At 65.7% G+C, this 19,976-nt stretch carries 6 protein-coding genes; all 6 read left to right on the forward strand.

Annotation, left to right across the window (positions count from 1 at the left end; genetic code table 11):
* Positions 1-51 precede the first annotated feature (51 nt).
* Entirely contained in the window at positions 52-2,991 is a 2,940-nt protein-coding gene (locus F3T56_RS33175; protein ID WP_149829048.1) for a DEAD/DEAH box helicase, read from the forward strand.
* Positions 2,988-7,922: an Eco57I restriction-modification methylase domain-containing protein gene (locus F3T56_RS33180; protein ID WP_246204128.1), complete on the forward strand. Its 4,935-nt coding sequence runs from the start codon at positions 2,988-2,990 to the stop codon at positions 7,920-7,922. Before F3T56_RS33175 ends, F3T56_RS33180 begins: the two co-directional genes overlap by 4 nt.
* Positions 7,923-7,931: 9 nt before the next feature.
* Complete coding sequence (locus tag F3T56_RS33185; RefSeq protein WP_149829049.1) at positions 7,932-14,540, forward strand: DEAD/DEAH box helicase; 6,609 nt, start codon at positions 7,932-7,934, stop codon at positions 14,538-14,540.
* A complete protein-coding gene (locus F3T56_RS33190) occupies positions 14,540-16,699 on the forward strand; it encodes a UvrD-helicase domain-containing protein (RefSeq protein ID WP_149829050.1) in 2,160 nt (719 codons plus the stop codon). Before F3T56_RS33185 ends, F3T56_RS33190 begins: the two co-directional genes overlap by 1 nt.
* Before the next feature lie 424 nt (positions 16,700-17,123).
* Positions 17,124-17,498, forward strand: coding sequence for a DUF6507 family protein (locus F3T56_RS33195; RefSeq protein ID WP_149829051.1), 375 nt, complete (start codon positions 17,124-17,126; stop codon positions 17,496-17,498).
* Entirely contained in the window at positions 17,498-19,969 is a 2,472-nt protein-coding gene (locus F3T56_RS33200; RefSeq protein WP_149829052.1) for a hypothetical protein, read from the forward strand. Before F3T56_RS33195 ends, F3T56_RS33200 begins: the two co-directional genes overlap by 1 nt.
* The last annotated feature ends 7 nt before the right edge of the window (positions 19,970-19,976 follow it).

Consider the following 19,976-nt stretch of genomic DNA (forward strand, 5'->3'; position numbering starts at 1 on the left):
CGCACGTGAGCACGATGAGGCAGTTCAGTAGTGAGTGAAGGAGAGAGCCTGGTGACCAGTGACGCAGGCACCGCCAAGTTCGCCGCGGGCATGCAGGTCCGCGCGCGGGACGAGGACTGGCTGGTCGTCGAGGCGTCCGACACAGCGCAGGACGGTACGCGACTGGATGTCCGCGGGACCTCTCCGCTCGTGCGCGACCAGCGGGCCGTCTTCTTCGCTCACCCGTCGCTGGACAAGGTCACGCCTCTGCGCCCCGAGGACACCGATCTCGTTGTCGACACCTCTCCGGAGTGCCGGCGCTCTCGTCTGTTCATCGATGCCCTGATCCGCAAAACCCCTCTGCCGCTGTCGGAACAGAGGCTCGCTACCGTCGGTACTCATCTCGTCGATGACCTCGCCTATCAGCGGGAGCCGGCCCGGGCGGCACTGCGCGGCCTGCAGCCGAGGCTGCTCATCGCCGACGCGGTCGGCCTGGGCAAGACGCTGGAAGTCGGTCTGTTGCTCTCGGAACTCATCCGGCGCGGCCGGGGCGAGCGCATCCTCGTGGTGACGCCCAAGGCCATCCTGGAGCAGTTCCAGCACGAGCTGTGGACACGGTTCGCCATCCCTCTCGTACGTCTCGACTCAAGCGGCATCGAACGCATCCGACGGAACATCCCGGCCGGCCGGAACCCCTTCTCGTACTACAAGCGCGCGATCATCTCCATCGACACCCTGCGCTCCGACCGCTGGCGCAGCCACCTCATGCAGGTCAACTGGGATGCCGTCGTCATCGACGAGTCCCACAAGCTGATCAACAAGGGCACGAAGAACAACCGGCTCGCGGGGTTGCTCGCCCCGCGGACCGACGCTTTGATCCTGGCAAGCGCCACGCCGCACAACGGTGAACGGGAGTCGTTCGGAGAGCTGCTGAGCCTGCTGGATCCGACCGCCATCCCCGACACCAGCGACTACGACGAGACTCAGCTCGACCACCTGTACGTCCGTAGGCACAAGATGTCCCCGGACGTGTCCGCGGAGATCGGCCACAAATGGGCCACCCGCAAGAAGCCCGTGGCCTTCGACTGCGTGGCGAGCGATGCCGAGCAGAGGATCTTCGAGGAGCTGTACGACGTCTGGATCAGCCCTGGGGAGGGACGGTCGGCTCCGGTGAGCGGCAAGGGCGCCCGTCTGTTCCCGTACACGCTTCTGAAGGCGTTCCTGTCCTCGCACGAGGCGTTGGCCGAGACAGTGGCCAACCGGATCAAGGCCATCGACAAGGATGCCGAGGAACACCCGGAGAACAAGGAACGGCGTGCCCCTGAGCGGGCGGCACTCGTACGGCTCGGCGAACTGGCTGCCGAGGCCACCGTGCAGGAGGCTGCCAAGTTCCGCCGCCTGGTCGACGAGCTGAAGGCCATCGGGGTCGGCCCGGGGGCCGACAAACGCGTCGTCATCTTCTCCGAGCGCCGGAAAACCTTGAAGATGCTCCACGAGGCCCTGCCCGGCGCGCTCGCCTTCGAGGCAAGCACGGACAACCGGAACGGCGCGATCCGGCAGCTTCACGGCGGGCTGCCCGATGACGAACAGCAGCGCACCGTCAAGGAGTTCAGCCTGGCCGACAGCGAGCTGCGGGTCCTGCTCACGGGTGACATCGCCTCCGAGGGCGTCAACCTGCACCGCCAGTGCCACCACATGATCCACTACGACCTGCCCTGGTCGCTGATCACGATCGAGCAGCGCAACGGCCGTATCGACCGCTACGGCCAGCAGACGCCCCCGGAGATCCGCGCCCTGCTGCTGGTCCGCCAGGACGAAGACCCGGATGTCCCTTCTGCTGACCGGCTGGTCTCCCGCCGCCTGCTGGAGCGCGAGGACGAGGTCCACCGCACTCTGGGCGAGGCCGCCTCCATCCTCGGCCTGCGTGACGAGGACGCGGAGGAGACCGCGATCAAGACCGGGCTCGCGGACGGGAAGGCATTCGACGGGATCGTCCCAGCACAGCCCGTCGACCCCTTCAACCTCTTCATGGCCCACCACACGGTCGACGGATCGGGAGAGCACTACCGCGTCCCCCAACTGTTCGCCTCGACCCGTGCCTTCGTGGAGGAGGCACTGGACGAGGTATACGACAACAATCCCCAGGCGAAGATCGGAAAGCAGTGGGGCGAGGACCATCCCGAGATGCTCTCGTTCGCCCCCGATCGTGAACTGCAGCGGAGGCTCCTTGTCCTCCCGCAGACCTACCTGGACGAACGCGGGGTGCTCGACGAGCTGCGGGTCACGTTCGACCCGGCGTTCGCCCAGCAGCGTCTGGACCGTGCCCGGGAACGGAGTGGTGAACGCCCCAAGGGCGCCATCAACAAGCAGACCCGGCGCGAGACATCTGGGTGGCCTGATGTCAGCTACGTGACCGACCAGCATCCGCTGGTGGAGTGGCTCACGGACAAGGTCCTGGTCCGGCTCACCCGGAACACCGCACCGGTCATCACCGCCAATGTCGACGGACCCAAGTTCCTGATGCAGGGCATGTACTCCAACGCCAAGGGCCACCCGACGGTCCTTGCCTGGTCGTGCGTGAGCGGGCTGGAGCACGGAGCCCCCATATTCGACGACGACCTGGTCAAGGTGCTGAACCGAGCTGGAGTGGAGCCGGGCATGCTCAACCGCCCCTTCACCGGGGACCTCGATGCTCTGCGTGCTCTGGTGCCGGACGCGGTCGAAGCCACCCGCCGGCACCTGGACAAGCTGCGCGCCATCCAGGAAGAACCCCTCATCGAGAGGCTAGTGGAGTACGAAAAGCGCCTGCAGGCCTGGCGCAAGGCGAGCGAAACGGCCTTTGAACAGCTCACCCTGGGCGTCCGGCGCGAGGACGCAGAACAGCGCGTGGAGAACACCGCCATAGAGGTGGAGCAACTGCTCATGGAGCTGGCAACGCAGGGCGAGGCCATGGTCCGGGTGATCGGGGTCCTCGTCCCGTCCACCGGCATCGGCGAGAAGAAGGGCGCGTGACTGCCGTGGCGTTCGAAGCGATCGTCAACCGCAATGAGTACATCTCCGCCCACTACCTTGCCGAGGTCTTCTCCAAGGACCTCGTCGACCTGCGCAAGCGCTGGACGGTGGCTGACCGGGCAGGACAACCCACCTCACGCGCGGGCATGAGGAACCTGGGCCGCGACTACTTCAAGGCCAAGGTCCGCATCACCGAGAAGGGCGACTTCGACGGTTCCGACCTGCGCAGGCTCAACGATGCCCTGCTCGCCGCGCTCGCCTACACCCGCCCCGACGGCGAGCAGCCCCAGCGCGACGACGACACCCATATCAGGATCCAGCGCGGCGTCTTCGAGGTCATGCACGCCGACAAGGTCCGCGAAGTGCCGGTCTCCCTCGCAGTGAAAGGGCCCGGTGGCGTTGAACTCGTTGCCCTGGACGTCACCTGGAACACCAATGCCGACCTTGTCGTCTCCGATGTAGAGGACGACGGATCCGAACTCCTCACCCCTATCGCGCTGGACGGCAAACACCGGATCACCAGCGCGGCGGACGCCGTCACCTTCCTCTTCGGCTGTGACGACGCCTACACGCCGCGGTTCGTACTGCTCCTCGCCGGCGGTGCCGTGCTACTCGCCGACCGCACCGCATGGCACGAGGGCCGGTTCCTCGGCGTCAGCATCGACGCTGCCCTCGACCGTAACCTGGCTGGCGACGGTGGCGAACTCGAAGCCGTGTCCGCCCTGTTCGGCGCCGAGTCCCTACTGACACAGGGCGGCGCTGCCGGGTTCCTCGACGACCTGGTCGACAAGGGCCGCAAGCACGCGGTCGGCGTGTCCAAGCAACTGCGTGAGGGCTTGCGTGAGTCCGTCGAACTGATCGCCAAGGAAATCCTGAGCCGGATCCACGCCCACCCTGCTGACCCCACCGAACTCGGCGACAGCAGCGAACTGGCCACCCGTCTCACTCGCGAATCGCTGCGCTACCTCTACCGGATCCTGTTCCTCCTCTACGCCGAAGCCCGTCCGGAACTGGGCATCCTGCCCACCAAGGACGAGGCCTATCAGGACGGCTACGGCCTCGCCCGGCTCGGTGAGCTGGTCTCCTACGACCTCCCCGAGGAATCCCATGAAGGGTTCCACTTCTACGAGTCACTGGATCTGCTCTTCCGCCTCGTCGACCAAGGTCACCGCACTCTGGAGGACCGTGAGAAGGGCGACCGCGAAAAGCTCGACGCGGACGGCATCCGCTTCGAGTCGCTGCGCAGCGACCTGTTCAAGGCCGACGCCACCCCGCTGATCGGCACGGTGCGCATCGACGGGGAAAAGGTCGACACCCGGCTGCGAAACAAGGTGCTCTGGCAGGTGCTGAACCTGCTCATGCTGAGCCGCGGTAAGAACGGCAAGGGTTTCATCTCCTACGCTCAGCTCGGCATCAACCAGCTCGGCGCGGTGTATGAGGGACTCATGTCGTACACGGGCTTCTTCGCGGCCGAGGACCTGTACGAGGTCGCCAAGCCCGACGCGGACGCACTGGCCGGCACCTGGGTCGTCCCCCAGAGCGAAGCCGACAACTATGACGACGAGGTCTTCGTCAAACGCCGCGACCCCATCACGGGCGCGTGGAGGCGTGTCGAGCACAAGAAGGGCTCGTTCGTCTACCGCCTCTCGGGCCGCGAGCGCCAGCGCTCCGCCTCGTACTACACCCCCGAAGTACTCACCCGCAGCACGGTCAAGCACGCCCTGGCCGAACTCCTCGACCAAGACGGCAAGACCACCGCCGCCAGGGACGTCCTCGACCTGACCGTGTGCGAACCGGCCCTCGGCTCGGGGGCCTTCCTCAACGAGGCTATCAACCAGCTCGCGGCCGAGTACCTCAAGCGCCGCATGGCCGAGCTGTCAGCCGAACGTGACCAGGACGTGCAGTTGCCGCCGGACGAGTACGAGGCAGAGCTGCAGAGGGTCAAGGCGTACCTGGCTCTCCACAACGCCTATGGCGTGGACCTCAACCAGACCGCCGTCGAGCTGGCCGAGGTGTCGCTCTGGCTCAACGCGATGCACGAGGGGCTGAAGGCTCCCTGGTTCGGTCTGCACCTGAGGCGAGGGAACTCGCTCATTGGCGCCCGCCGTGCGGTGTACGACAAGGCCACGCTGAAGCGGAGGGCGTGGCTCACCACAGTGCCGACCGACCGCCCCCTGCGGGAAGACGCGGAAGACGGAGACTTCCGCGCTGGCGAGGAGATCCACCACTTCCTACTGCCTGCGAAAGGCTGGGGAGCGGTAGTGAATGCAAAGCAGGCCAGGGAACTTGTGCCGGAGGAGCGGGACCGACTTGCGGAGTGGCGCAAGAAGGTGATGGGAACTAGCCCCTCTGCGCCGCATACCAGGAGATTGCTGGCGCTTGCGACGCGTGTCGAGAGACTTTGGGAACTGGCCAAGCGGCGACTTGTGGTGTCCGAGGCGGAGGTCCGCCGTGACATCGACGTCTGGGAGGTGGACGAGAAGCACCCCCTGCTGCGGTCCTCGGGTGCGGTCTCACGCGAACAGGTCGAACAGGCACTCCAGCAGCCGGGTGCCCCGCGTGGACGCCTGAAGCTGGTGATGGACGCCTGGTGCGCCTTTTGGTTCTGGCCTGTGGGGCAGCCGAACACCCCGGAGCCGCCCACTTTCGAGGAGTGGCTGGAGTTCTGTGAGGCCGTTCTAGGGGTGCCTCCGGCGAAGGCGAAGGCGAAAGCAGTGTCAAAGAGCGCCGCACGTAAGCGTGGGGTCGCTGCCGGTCTGGAGGACAAGCTCGGCCTGTTCGCCGACGTCGGAGACTTCGACCAGCTTGCGCTGGATGACGACTTCGACCGGGTCATGAGCCAGTGTGCGGACATGCTTACGGTGACGCTTCGCTTCCCTTGGCTCAGCGAGGTCGACGCGATCGCTCGGCGGGAAGGCTTCTTCCACTGGGAGCTTGAATTTGCTCATATCTTCACGCGCGGTGGATTCGATCTGCAGGTGGGAAATCCGCCATGGGTCAAGTTCGAGTGGGACGATGAACTTGCTGTCGCTGAACATGATGCTTGGTTCGGGCTGGCAGAGAATGCGCCCATTCGAACTAAAATTGAGCGCAAGGAAATGGCCCTGAGTGCGCCGTCGGCGATGGAGGCCTACCTCCAAGACCTCACATCCTGGGCGGGAATTAGTGAACACCTCGGTTCGCCAGTAGACCATGTAGTACTGTCCGGAATGAAGGTCAATCTCTACATGAGCTTCATGGAACGCGCGTGGCGGAATCTGAATGGCCGGGGATCCGTCGCACTGATTCACGAGGAGAATCACTTCACCGTGCCGAGCGGAGGAATGTTCCGCGAAGCTACATATGCCAGACTTCGGCGCCACTTTCAGTTCGGTAATAACATCCTCCTGTTCGAAGATGTGGATAACAATAAGAACTTTGGTGTCAGCGTCTATGGTGCAAAAAGAGACATCAGGTTTGTGCAGATCGCACGAGCGATTCACCCTTCGATGGTTGACCAGTCGTTCGATCATGACGGCCATGGTGAGCTGCCGGGAATTCAGTTCCCTGAAGGCGGATGGGACGTGAGGCCGCATAGCGGGCGTCTCGTTCTAGTGACGCGGGAGACTCTTGCTGACTGGGCGGCACTCGTGGACCCTCCAGAAACGCCAGCAGGGCAGGCGCGGACACTTCGGCCAGTGACGGTTGCCGAGAATCAAGTTCTTCGCATCCTCTCGCGTTTCCCGGAGCGGCTCGAAGGGACTAAGTTCTGGTGGTCCCTGGAACTAGATGAAGGGAAGGCAAAGAAGGAACGGTTGATCGAGTGGAGGACTCACAGGCCGACCTCATGGACTGAGGTGGTCTTGCAGGGCCCTCACTTCTCGGTGGCTACCCCGTTTGCCAGGCAGCCCAATCGGGAGTGTAAGTCCAATAAGGACTACTCGGCTTGGGATCTGCAATCTCTCCCGGAGATCGCTATTCCGCGTGTGAACTATGCGAGGTCGTGTACGCCTGAGGAATTTCTTGCAGCGCAACGTTCATGGGAGGGAACTCCTTCACGAGATTACTTCCGGCTAGCGTGGCGGCGTATGATCACTTCGAATACTGAGAGATCATTGAACGCCGCAATCATGCCCCCCGGGCCAACGCATGTTCATGCAGTTCACACCATGGCGTTGGAAAATAATCGAGGCACGGCTGCGATCGCTGGGCTCTGGGCCTCAGTGGTTCTCGACTACCTGGTTAAAGTCTCTGGTGCCACTGCGGTCAACTTTGAATTTGCGCGAAGGTTTCCTGCGCCCTTGGAACATCCTCTTATCACCCCTCTACTCCTTCGCGCCCTCCGCCTCAATTGCCTGACCAGAGACTACGTGCCACTTTGGGAGGAACTCTTTGAGCCTGCCTGGCTGGCCGATCGCTGGACGGACCCTGAGGCGTCTCGTCTGAATATCCAGGACGTTGAGTCGACGTGGTCCATGGCGACGCCGCTGCGTACGGAGTATGACCGGCGGATGGCGCTCGTTGAGATTGACGCGCTCGTCGCGGTAATGCTCGGACTGACCGCCGAGCAGCTCTGTGCTATGTACCGGTCGCAGTTCGCGGTGCTGCGAAAGTACGAGTGGGAGATGTTCTTTGCTGCCGACGGACACAAGATCGGTGCAGCGACCTACAACGTCGGGATCCGGCAGACTCCTGAGGAGACCGCGTTTGTCAAGGCATGGGTGAAAGCCGCCCGCGCCGGAGACCCGAGACCCGAGATGCCCGAGGGATGGGTAAAGCCCAACCGTGAGGCTGAGATGACCCGGGCCCACGCGGACTTCACGGCCCGGCTGCTGGCAGGTGAATACGGCGACTACGCCGCGTACGCCGCCGAGTACGGGGATCACGGAAACCTCCTCGGCAGGGCCGAAGCCGAACAGGCTGCGTCCGATGTCCTGGTAGAAAGCAGGTAAGTCGTCGTCATGCTGCCCTCTCTGGTTGCCGAGGATCTGCGTCGAGCCCTGGCCACCTACCTGACGACGAGCTTCGCGCTTGCCGACGATGACGTGCGCGAGGAACTTGACGCATTCCTGGAGCGCCCGGAGAGCCGACTGTTCCGTGGGCCGTATCTCCGTGTCCGGACGCCCTTCCGCGAAGCCAAGAAGGGATGGGAGGCGGCACTCGACTGGCACCCGGACGAGCTCACGCCGTACACCCACCAGGCCGTAGCCTGGCAACGGCTGTCGTCGAAGGGAGGGCGGCAGCCGGAGCCCACCATCGTCACGACGGGTACCGGGTCGGGTAAGACGGAGTCGTTCCTGGTGCCGATCCTGGATCACTGCGCGCGGGCTCGGGCCGCAGGACAGCGGGGTGTGAAGGCCCTGTTGCTGTACCCAATGAACGCCCTGGCCGACGACCAGGCGCGTCGTATCGATGACTTCCTTGCCACCGAGGAAGCGCTCAAGGACGTCACGGCTGGCATCTACATCGGCGGTGCCTCCGGGCCCCGATCAGCCTCGGACCAGGACGAGAACGAGCCCGGCTCGTACGGTCGTGACACCGGATCGACGTCCCTCGCCGGCGACCCGACGGTCAAGAAGCTGATCACTGATCGGGAGGCGATCCGGGCCGACCCACCGGACATCCTGCTCACGAACTACAAGATGCTCGATCTGCTGCTGCAGCGGATTCCGGATGTTCCGCTGTGGCAGTCCGATTCCTTGGCGTACGTCGTCCTCGATGAGTTCCACACCTATGACGGCGCCCAGGGCACCGACGTGGCCATGCTGCTGCGCCGCCTCGGGGCGGCGACCGGGGCGGCACGTGAAGGGCGTCCGCTCGGTGGCATCACGCCGGTGGCGACGTCGGCGACGCTGGGCGGGAGCGTGCCCGACGGGCCGGTCGCGGAGGGGCCCGAGCGGTCGGACCGTGAACTGCTGCTGGAGTTCGCGGAGAAGGTCTTCGGCACACCGTTCCCGGATGCCGCGCTCGTCGGCGAGGATCGGCTGCTGCCCAAGGAAGTGGTGGATGAACCGGACTTCCTGCTTCCCAGCCCGGCTCCCGCTGCCTTGGTCGCGTTGCCTGATCCGCTGGACGACGAGTCAGCCCTTGTGGAGCTGGCGCGGCTCATGCTCGGCCAGCCGATCACCGATCCGCTGCAGGTCGGGGCCAAGCTGAAGCAGCACATCCTGGTCAAGGCGATCCTTGACGTCGCTGGCAGTACACCGGTGACCGTCCCGGAGATCGCTAGGGAGTTCGCGCAGCGCGGTGGCGGTCCGGCGTGGGACGAAGCGGCCCGAAGCGACCCGGGCGTGCTGGAACTCGCCTTTGCGCGGATCCTTGCGCTGATCTCGCACGCTCGCAGTCCGCATCCCGTCACGGGAAAGCCCGTTCCGTTCCTGCGTGTTGAGGCGCAGCTGTGGGTACGCGAGGTTCGGCGCGTCATTCGGGCGGCGACCGCCGAGCCGCACTTCCGCTGGTACGACGACGACGGCCCGACGGGTGACTCACGCCCGAACCCGGCCAACCTTGCCATCTACCAGCCGACGGAGATCGACAGCGCTGGCGAGATCGGCGATCGGGAGGACGCGTCGCGTCGCCCCGTGGGGCCGCCGTACCGGCGTCACCTTCCGGCGGTCTACTGCCGTCACTGCGGGCGGTCGGGCTGGGCCGCGCTGTCCACCGAACTGGAGTGGCAGCAGCTGAAGACGAACACGCTGGAGATCTACAAGGCTGCCGCGCAGAAGAGGCGGCCCGTGCGCTGGATGCTGCGAGCCCGGCCAGACGAGTACCCGGTGCTGCACCTGCACGCGGAGAACGAATGGTTGTCGACCAACCCGGCGCAGGACACCGTCGCGGTCGTCACCCCGCAAGGGCCGCTGCCCGCCGACAACGATGATGAGTGCCCCTCATGCGGGTTGGACGATGGCATGCGCTTCCTTGGCGCCGGCACGGCCACCCTCGCGTCGGTGGCCACCACGCAGATGTTCTCGGAGCGGGGACTCGCGAAAAACGAGCGGAAGCTGTTGGTGTTCACCGACGCGGTGCAGGACGCGACCCACCGGGCTGCGTTCATCGCCAACCGCAGCTTCGGCTTCACCCTTCGAGGTCTCCTCGCCAAGCACCTCACTCCTGGACAGCCGATCGCGGTGCACCATCTCGCGGCCGATGCCGCCGAGGCCGTTGTCATGGCCGCCGGTGGCGGAAAGCGCGAGGAACTCGCCTCGATCGTTCCCCCAGACCTGCGAGAGAACCCCGACATTCAGACCTTGCTGGATGAGTCGAACGGCTTCAGCGACGCAGGCGCGGAGATGCTCCACAGCCGCCTGGTGTTCCAGACTTTGCTGGAGTTCGGCCTGCGCTCGCGCCTGGGTCGCACGTTGGAGCTGACCCGTACGGCGGCTGTCGAGGTCGAACTCAAGGAAGTGCCGCAGCTGTGTGCGGAGCTGAGAGATCGGCATCAGCGTCTCCCTGGGCAGATTTCCTTGCCGACCGATGACACGGCGTACGAAGTCTTCCTACGGGGCCTGGCCGAACGGCTGCGGTTGCGCGGAGCGTTGTTTCACCCGTGGCTGCTGGAGTACATCCGCCAGGCCGGCGCGCGGCGCTGGCCGATCTGGGGTGGCCGTCCCACTGGCATGCCGGCCTTCCCGCGCGGCCTCGCCGCGCCCGCGTTCCCGGTGTCCGGTGGCATCCGTACAACCGGCTTCGACTCCCTCACCCGGGACAACACCTGGTTCGCGGACTGGGGTCACCGCACACTGGGCTGCGATCGGCGCGAGGCGCGCGCGGTGACCGAGCTGGCCATGAAGCTGCTTGCTCAGCACGATCTATTGGCCACCTACCACGCCGAGGGCGGGGCGCTTGTTTACGGCCTCAAGCCTCGCAACGTCCTCGTCTACCGCATCGACGATGCTGCCTCACCTGACGAGAACGGTGTCAATGGGTGTGGCGTGCGCTGCAACACATGCACTTGGCGGCAGACCGTGCCGCCGGGGCGGCGTGAGCAGTGGCTGGGCACCGCATGCCTGCGGTTCCGATGCTCGGGTCACTTCGTCGAGGACGACCGCGACTACACGGCCGACTACTACCGGCGTCTGTACACCGTCGACCGGCCGGGCGATGTGCTGACCGCCGAACACACCGGTGCGCTGAACCGGGAGCGGCGAGAGCAGGTCGAGGCCGCGTTCAAGAACCGTGCCTCGGCGTTCGACCCGAACGTACTCACCTGCACGCCCACTCTCGAACTCGGCATCGACATCGGTGACCTGTCGGCCGTGTTGCTGGCCTCCATGCCGCCTGGACCCGCCAACTACGCCCAGCGGATCGGCCGAGCGGGACGCAGCACCGGCAACTCCCTGGCAGTGACCTTCGTCCCGCGAGGCAACCGCAACCACTACTACCTGCACACCCCCGAGCACATGCTGGCCGGCCGGATCATCCCGCCGGACTGCTACCTCGACGCCTCCGAGATCCTGCGCCGCCAGTACCTGGCCTTCCTCTTCGACCGCGCCGCCGACCGAACCCTGTGGGAAGGAACGGCGATCCCCGAACGCCCCATGCCACCGCGTATCGGGGAGCTCTTCGGGCCGGGGCTGGCCGAAGACGGGTGGTTCCGCCGTTTCCTCGACGTCGCGACTGCCCGCCATGCCCAGCTGTCCGCCGCGTTCATCAAACTCTTCCCCGCGATGAGCGAGGAGGCCCGCCAGGGCGTGCAGGCTTTCGCGGAGCAGGAGCTGGAGGAGACCGTCGGGGCCGCCGCGAGCGCATGGAACAAGCGAGTGGCGGCGCTACGCGCGAGGATGCGGCAGATCGGCCGAGCCTTCGACGCCCTGGCGTCCGTCTCCGGAGACCCAGAACGTGACAAGGAGCGGCGTCAGCTCTTCGCCGAACAACGCACCGTACGCAAACGCCGGGACGACCTCGTCTCGGAGAACTCGATCAACGCCCTGGTGCGGTTGGGCCTTCTGCCCAACTACACCCTCCACGATGACGCGACCCTGCTGGATGCCACCTTGTGGTGGCGGAACAGCGACGGCGAGTTCGACGAGAGCGCTACCGACTACGGGCGTGGCTCACGCCTCGCGCTGACCGAACTGGCGCCCGGCAACATCTTCCACACCGACGGCTATAAGTTCATCGTCAACGGCGTGGACCTTGGCACCGGCGTCGGCGGCGGCGAGGACCCGTACGCCCTGTGGAGGTTCTGCCCCGAGTGCGGATTCGTAGCCACGGAGGAGACCGGCCTCGACATCACTGCCTGCCCACGCTGCAAAGCCCCGCAGATCGCCGACCCGGGAGCCGTCCACAAGGTGCTGGTGCCCGAGCGGGTGGTGGCACGTGAGCGGCGCGAGGACGCACGCCTTACCGACGAGAGGGATGAGCGGGAGCGCAGGCAGTTCGATGCGATTGCTCTGGTCGACATCGACAAGGACCAGCCCCAGGGGCTGAGGGCCTGGCGCCGCATCAGCAAGAAGAAGGAGGAGAAGGTTCCGCCTTTCGGGGTCGAGTTTGCCCGAGTGGCCACCATCCGCACCATCAACCTGGGGCCATCGGCCGCCCCGGGCTCGACTCATGTGATCCGTGGCGACGAGATACAGGTTCCTGGCTTCGAGACCTGCCTGGAGTGCGGCGCGGTCCGTGGTGTACACCCACAGGCATGGGACCCCTCGGCTCAGCGTGTCGGCACCCGCCATGCGTACTGGTGCACGCACCGCGACGACGGCGTGAACCACGAGCCGACGGAGAAGCTGCTCCTGGCTCATGAGCTGACCACGCAGGCCCTGCGCATCCTGCTGCCCGTATCCACGATGGACCTCGCCGAGCGCCTCGTCTCCTTCAAGGCGGCCCTGCTCCTGGGCATCACCAAACACTTCGGCGGAGCCCCCGACCACATCCGCGTGGTCACCGACAGCATGCCCGGCGACAGCCCGGAGCTACGTAGGCGCTTCCTCGTCCTGCATGACTCCATGCCCGGCGGCACCGGCTACCTGGAACACCTCGCGGACGCCCAGGTGCTGCACCGCGTCCTGAGTCTCGCTCAGACGGCGCTTCGGGAGTGTCCCTGCCAGAAGGAGGACCAGCGCACCCCCTGCCACCGCTGTCTGTTGCCTCACGTCACCAGCAGCGAGCTTCCGCACGTCTCGCTGCGCATCGCCAAGGAGCTCCTGGACGAGATCCTCAAGGACTGGGACGTCGAGAAGGTCGACACGCTCTCCGGGGTCCGCATTGACCAACTCGTCGAGAGCGAGCTGGAGGACCGGTTCGTCCGCACGCTGGTCACCTGGGGCCGCCGCGAAGAGGAGGACGGATCGGTCACCGCCAAGGCCGGCCAGCGCGGCATCGAGCATGAACTGCGCTTCACCTGCGGTGACACCACCACACGCTGGCGCATGCAGGACCACGTGCGGGTGAACACCGCCGTGCCCTCTGAGCCCGACTTCCTCCTGGAACGCACCGACGGCCCTACCGAGCGAGTCGCCGTCTTCCTCGACGGTTTCGCCTTCCATGCCAGCGAACGTGTCAATCGCATCGCCGACGACGCGGCCAAGCGGGCGGCCCTGAGAGCCGAAGGCATCCTGGTCTGGCAGCTGACCTGGGACGACGTCACGAGATGGGCGGCGGCCGTCAGCGGCGCGGTTCAGGGGCAGAAGGTTCGCACGTCCGTGCCACCCCTGCACACCGAGGGGGCACTAGGGCTCGCCCGGCAGATACACCAGAGCCTGGTCGGCGAGGCCCGGCCCGATGACACCCTCGACCCGGCCCTGCGTAATCCGGTGGAGGCCCTGCTGGAGTTCCTCGCCGACCCCGACCGGGCCAAATGGGCGCGGCGGGCAGCTGGCCTGCTGGGCGGCTTCGGAGCGGTGGCACGCCCGCAGCCGGTGGATCGCGAGGAGATCGGACGAGCCCTCCCTGACATTCTGCGCGGCGCAGCCCTGCCCACCGCGCCCCAGGCCACCGAGGCGGTCGCCTTCGACGCCCGAACCCCCGGGCAGACGCGGATCACCGGCCTCCTGGACCGCCGACCCGAACCGCGAATCGGACAGCCGGGCATGCGGGCCTGGTCAGCTCTGGCCGTACTCGACGACCGGCCGGACGCCGTCGCAGACGAGGACCACAGGAACCGCTGGGCGGACTGGCTGCGCTGGTCCAACCTCCTGCAGTTCCTCCAGTCCACCGCCAGCGACGAACTGCCCTGCTCCTTCCACCAGGTCGCAGTCTCCACCAGCGATCAGGTGGACCCGCACACTGTGGCCCTGCTGACCAGCGCGCTACCCACGGAGGGAGGAGCCCCGCCGCCGCTACCGCCCAGATGGGCCGAGGCTCTCGAATGGGCTTCGAGCAAGGTCGAGGACGTCCTGCTCGCGCTCGTCGAGGAAGCCCGCGGGGGCCGCATCGACGTGCCCGAGGTCGGCTTCGAGTACGGAGACCAGGCGCTGCTGGCCGAACTGGCCTGGGAAGACGAGAAGGTCGCGATCTTCATCGGCGCGGACGAGGAACGAGACACCGCATTCGAGCGTGAGGGCTGGTACGTGGCACAGGCCGATGCCGTGAACGTGCCCGAACTCATCAAGAAGTTGGAGGGGAACTGATGTCCGGCGCCAAGGTGATCATGGCGGACGTCTTCGGGAAGTCTTATGACGCGCTGGACGGCTCCGTCCAACCGCTGGTGCTGCAGTTCATCATGAAGATGCAGCGCGACCCGGACTCCAACGGCCTCAATCTCAAGCCCCCGAAGGGCGCCAAGGACAAGAGAGTCCGCACCGCACGCGTTACCGACAACTACCGCGCCGTGCTCATGCACTACGCCGACCGCATCTACTACCTGGTCGCCGTCCTGCCGCACGACGACGCGTACGACTTCGCCGCCAACATCCTCTTCGACATCAACAAGGTCACCGGCGGCATCGAGCTGATCAACCTTGGCAGCCTGTACGGCACCCTGAGCGGGCAGCCGAAGAGCGCGGACGGCACGGCGGACACGAAGAAGCCGTCACTATTCGCCGGCGTCTCCGACGCCGACTTCGAACGCCTTGGCGTCCACTCCTCCATCGTCCCGGCGCTCCGCGAGATCCACAGTGAGGACGCCGTCCTGGGGATCGTCGAGACACTTCCGAAACTGGCCCGCGACGTCATCCTGTGCCTCGCTGACGGTATGTCCGTCGAGCAGGTCTGGGAGCAGGTCAGCTCCGTCGCGGCAACCGAAGACGAGATCGACACCGAGGACTACGAGGCTGCCATCGAGCGCCCAGCCACCAAGGAAGCCTTCGTGGTCACCGGCGACATCGCCGAGTTCGGACGCATCCTGACCGAACCGCTCTCCGCCTGGCGGATCTTCCTCCACCCCGCTCAGCGGGCTCTGGCCGAACGGAAGATCCCGTACAGAGGCCCCGCACGCGTCACCGGAGGCCCTGGCACCGGCAAGACCGTGGTGGCACTCCACCGCGTCAAGGCCCTCGCCGATCGCCTGCCGCCTGGCCAGGCCATATTGCTGACCACCTTCACCACCAACCTCGCCAACCTGCTCAAGTCCCACCTCAAGGACTTCGGCGGGGCTCAGCTACTGGCCAAGGTCGACGTCCGCAACATCGACAAGGTCGCCTATGGCACGGTGAAGGAGAGCTTCGGGCCCGAGGCACCGAGCAGGCTCAAGGACAGCGAAATCCTCAACCGCTGGATCGAACTCGCTCAGGAACAGCCCGGACACCACTTCGACGGCCGGTTCCTCGACACCGAGTGGAAGCAGGTCGTTCTCGCCCAGGACATCCGCAGCCGCGACGCGTACTTCGTAGCCAAGCGCGCAGGTCGTGGCCGACGACTCAACCGCCCTGAGCGCGCCCAAGTCTGGTCCCTCATCGAGGAGTTTGAGCGCCGTCTCGACCGCGAGAAGGCTGCGGGCGTCATCCAGCTCGCCGCCCAGGCAGCCCGGATCGCCTCCGGCTGGTCCGATGAGGAGCGGCCTTACCGGCACATCGTCGTGGACGAGGCACAAGATCTGCATGCCGCTCACTGGAAGCTGCTGCGCGCCCTCGTCCCCGAAGACGACGACGATCTGTTCATCGTCGGTGACGCGCACCAGAGGATCTACGACAACCGGACATCCCTCAGCGCCCACGGCATCAACATCCGCGGTCGTTCCAAGCGACTGACCCTCAACTACCGGACCACCCGGCAAATCCTCGTGGCCTCCCTGAACCTGCTCGGGAAGGTCGAGTTCGACGACCTCGATGGGAACCCGGAGCGACTGCGCGGATACGGATACCGCTCCGTCCTCTCCGGAGCCAGCCCCGAGACACAGGGTTACCGCACGGCCGCTGAAGAGATGACTGCGCTGGGGCAGCGCGTCGAAGGGTGGCAGCAGGAAGGCGTCAAGCCACACGAGATTGCAGTGGTGGCCCGGACCCACGCGCTGGCCAACGCGGCTGTCGAGGGCCTGCGTGACGCCAAACTCGACGCCGTGAAGGTCGAGGACTCCCGTGTCCCTGATCCCGACGAAGGCGTGCAGGTCATGACCATGCACCGCATCAAGGGACTCGAATACCGCGCCGTTGCCATCGTTGGAGCCGGCGCCCAGCACATGCCGTTGCCCACCGCTCTCACGCCGGAGGACGAAGACCGACTTCAGTACGCCGCCGACCTGCGCCGTGAGCAGTCACTGCTCTTTGTCTCCGCAACGCGCGCCCGTGAGCAGCTGTCGATCACTTGGTCGGGGCGGCCCAGCCAGTTCCTGGAGCCTCCCAAGGCCGAGTAAGGACACCAAGCCGATGCCACATGGGACGGCGGGCTGGCCCTCCGCAGGGGGATCCCCGGAAGCGCGGAGGGCCCGAGCCGTTAGTGCTCCAGAGCAGGAAGGCAGTGTCGACGGCGGCGGGCGTTGCTGGCCGCCAGCAACGGTTCTGATTCACTTCTTGAAGGGATCAGAACGTTTCACATCTCCCCGTAGACGGCCAACTGGCAGCGTCCTGGATGCATTCGGTATGCCACCAGCCCACTACCGCGATGGCGACTGCATCCAGCCACCTTGCCGAGGTGAGCCGTTGTGCCCGCAAGGCCAACGCGAGATCATGTTCGGTGATCGACAGGGTGTACGTGCCGTCGGGCATCCAGCGGCGGACGGCAGCGGAATCCACCCTCCATGCGCGTCGAGCAGTACATACGGGGGTTAGGGGAGCGTTGTGACGGGGTGGGACATAGACCCGGTCGGGGTGCGCGGTGTTCTGGAGACGTCGGGTGCGCATGCGGAGAACCTGTCGGGGGCTGGTTCGGCGGCGCAGGGGAATCTGGAGGAGGCCGCTTCGGCGGCGGGGATGATCACCAGTCAGTACGGGCCGTACACGAGCACGGTCGGGGTGGTCGGTTCGGCGCTGGGGGAGTTCCTGCAGCGGTGGAGCCATGACCTGCTCTACATCGCCAAACGCACCTCTAAGTCGCTGAGCGGGGCCGCCGAGGCGACCGGGCACTACGTCGAGGGTGACCTGACCCTGGCGGCCAACGCGCAGCGCGAGGCGGCCAAGGAGCCGAAGGTCGATCTGCCCGGACAGGGGCAGTGATGGCGGACGAGGCGAATCTGATCGACCCGTCCGGCATACCGCAGTTTCTCGGGGACCTGTCCACGTTGGGCATCGATGTGATGCTGCTGTACGCGAACGCGGGCCAGTTCCGCGCCTCGGGCGCGGATGTGCACACCACTTTCCAGGGCTTGTCCGCCTTTTACCAGGCACCGGAGGCGTATGACCTGTTCTCGTCCACCCAGCCGGTGAAGACGAAGACGGATGCGTTCGCGGACGATCTGGAGAAGGTCGCCGCGGCGCTCGACGAGTACAGCGTCACGGTCAAGCCGTTGGTGGAGAAGCTGGCGACGCTCAAGGCGGATGCGCGGGCGTTCGTGGACTCCATCGCCGGGGACGACGAGTGGCGCAAGGACAAGGACAAGGTCGAGACCAACAACGGCCTGTGGAGCGACGTCAACCACACGGTCGCCGCCTTCCAGGCCGCCGAGCGTGCTTGCCACAACAAGATCACCGCGCTGGTCGGCGGTACGAAGCTCACCGTCGACGACGGTTCGCACGGCGAGAACATGTACGGCTACCGCGCCGGCGACCTCGATCACGCCGGGGAGACCCCGTGGGGTGCGGCGGTCGAGCAGGAGTACGAGGGCTGGGACTGGTTCACGCACACGGCCGGGCAGGTGTGGGACGGTTTCTGGACCGACGGTGTGATGGCCACGGTGCACGGCGTGGGCACCCTGTTCGGGGCGGACGGTTCGGACGCGGCGGGCGAGGCGTGGAAGGGCCTGGCCAAGCTCGGCACCGCCTCGTTCCTGACCAGCGCCACACTGGGCACCTGGTGGCTGGTGCCCGACGACAAACTCCCCTCCTGGCTGCGTGATTCGCGCACCACGTACAAGCAGACTGTCAAGGGGTTCGTCGCCTGGGACACCTGGGAGAGCAACCCGGCCCGCGCCGCCGGCACCGTCAGCTTCAACGTCCTTGGCCTGCTGGGCACCGAGGGGGCGGGCGCGGCGGCCACCGGCGCCGGCCGGACCGGTGCGGCGGCCCGTGCCGTGTCGGTGGTGGGCAAGGTGGGCCGGGCCGTCGACCCGTTCACGTATGTCGGCAAGGCGGGCAAGTTCGCCTACGTCAAGGTAGGCGACGCCTTCACCGCGCTGAAGAACCTGAAACCCGGCGCCTACCTGGACGTGGCAGGCAACGGCGGCAGATACACCCTGCCCGACCAGCCGACACCACTCGCCGAACGCGCCGCCGCCATTCCCGAGCACGCCGCCGAATACGTCGACCAGGCGGGCAAACGCGTCTACCTCGACACCAGGACGGGCGACGTCCTCAACGCCGACGGCAGCATCCGCCAGTACGCGGACGAGGCCCCGCACGAACTCTCCGCGAACGACCACACGGAACTGAACACACCCGCCCATGCGGACCGCCCACGCGACTTGGCCGAAGTCGGTGCCCGAACTGAGCACGCCGGTGGCGGCAACGAATCCTGGTATTCCGATGCACATGCGGGTGGAGGCGGCAATGTGCCCGGCCCTCGTGGAGATCACGGGTCGGGTTCGGACGGATGGCAGGCGGGTGCCGGTGATGAACCTCATCCGGTGGGCAAGGATTGGTACGACCGGCTCGAGCCTCATCAGATCAAGGATGTGCAGGTCTACCGCGCGAACCATGAGCCAGGATATTTTGAGAAATACTATCGCGAGAATGGGCGCAGGCTTCGCGTGGCCGTTGCGGACGAGAGTGGTTATCCGCCGCCTCATCTGAAGAAGGATCCGAACAATCCCGGTTCATGGATCGCGGCGACCGACAAGCCGCCTCCGTTTCCTGAGAAGTATGTTCCCGGCTCAAAGGTTGACCGGGCGCCGGATACCGTGCCCACCGACAGAGGGCTCGACACCATCAAGGACGCTGCTCACCAGCGGCACGTATCAGTCCAGGCGGATAACGCGTGGCATGAACCGGTGCGGGCGGCAAAGGGGACATATGAAGCCGCGCCGACCCCCGATAACCTTCGCGCTTACGAGGAGGTGAAGGCAGGACATGCTCCGTTCCATGAAAAGATGAGTGTCGACAGTGAGGCGTTCGGTGAGGCTGTTGCCCGGCACCATGTGATCCCCGAACATTATCAGGGGTATCAATGGGAAAAGCTCTCAGGTCCGAAGAACGGGAACGATCAGTTTGATCAGCTGTGGAGTCATACTGACAAGAATGGGGTCAAGAAGTTCGTTGTCATTGAGGCCAAGGGGAGTAGTGGCCTGGATCTCGGAAAGCGAGAACTTCCCAACGGATTTGATGCCCGCCAGGGTTCGAAAGAGTACTTCCAGGATATCCTGAGAAAAATGCGTGAGCGAGGGCTTGACGGCGACACCAACGAGATGCGCCTCTATCGCGAACTGCGGAAATCCCTCAGGCAGGGCAATGTTGAATATGTCCTGGTCAAGGCAAAGTCGACTGCCTCGGGCGAGTATGCTGGCTACGCGAAGTGGACGTTCGATATCAGCTGACGGGAGT

It is taken from the genome of Streptomyces tailanensis, from assembly GCF_008386495.1.
GTDB lineage: Bacteria > Actinomycetota > Actinomycetes > Streptomycetales > Streptomycetaceae > Streptomyces > Streptomyces tailanensis.